At 67.8% G+C, this 1,009-nt stretch carries 1 protein-coding gene and 1 pseudogene; one reads left to right on the top strand and one right to left on the bottom strand.

The features are described 5' to 3' along the window. A partial coding sequence (locus ACFU7D_RS29965) for an acyl-CoA dehydrogenase family protein (RefSeq protein ID WP_378874228.1) occupies positions 1 to 467 on the bottom strand: 467 nt, incomplete at its 3' end. A gap of 249 nt (positions 468 to 716) precedes the next feature. Here ACFU7D_RS29965 and ACFU7D_RS29970 point away from each other — a divergent pair. Then, a pseudogene (locus tag ACFU7D_RS29970) lies at positions 717 to 1,009 on the top strand (UDP-glucose 6-dehydrogenase); the annotation flags it as partial.

A 1,009-nucleotide genomic window follows, 5' to 3' on the forward strand; every position in this document is an offset into this window, starting at 1 on the left:
GTGTAGTACTCGGACTCGCCCGCGTTGGTGATCCAGCGCTTCACACCGTTGAGGACCCAGAAGTCGCCGTCGCGGACGGCCTTGGTCTTCATGCCCGCGGCGTCGGAGCCTGCGTCCGGCTCGGAGAGGGCGTACGAGAACATCGCGTCGCCCTTGGCCAGCGGGCCCAGGTACTTCTTCTTGAGGTCCTCGGAGCCGGAGAGGATCACCGGGAGCGAGCCCAGCTTGTTCACGGCCGGGATGAGGGAGGACGAGGCGCAGACACGGGCCACCTCCTCGATCACGATGACGGTGGCGAGCGCGTCGGCGCCGGCGCCGCCGTACTCCTCCGGGACGTGGACCGCGTGCAGGTCGGAAGCGACGAGGGCGTCCAGCGCCTCCTGCGGGAAGCGCGCCTCCTCGTCCACCGCCGCGGCGTGCGGGGCGATCTTCGCCTCGGCGAGCGAACGGATCGTCTCGCGGAGCATGTCGTGCTCCTCGGCCGGACGGTACAGGTCGAAATCGGTCGAACCCGCCAAGACGTTCACTCCCCAAGGATGCTAACTACCGTTAAGTAACCCAATTTTAGTGGCCTCGTCGAGCGGAGGCATACGGGCGCGGCACGTGAGCTTGCCGACAGCCATGCCGACGGCCACCTCGACGGCCGGAAAACCGCGTTCCGCCCGCCCGGATATGCTCGGCTCCGCACGTCTGTCCGCATCGTTCAGGAGCACCCCATGGCCCTCAGGATCACCGTGATCGGCACCGGATACCTCGGCGCCACCCATGCTGCGGCCATGGCGGAGCTGGGCTTCGAAGTCCTCGGGCTCGACGTGGTGCCGGAGAAGATCGAGATGCTCTCCGCCGGCCGGGTGCCGATGTACGAACCGGGGCTCGAGGAGATCCTCCAGAAGCACGTGGCGGGCATCGAGGGGTCCACCGGGCGCCTTCGGTTCACCACCTCCTGGGAGGAGGTCGGCACCTTCGGCGACGTGCACTTCGTCTGCGTGAACACGCCGCAGAAGCACGG

Origin of the sequence: Nocardioides sp. NPDC057577, assembly GCF_042801335.1 — a bacterium.
Lineage (GTDB): Bacteria > Actinomycetota > Actinomycetes > Propionibacteriales > Nocardioidaceae > Nocardioides.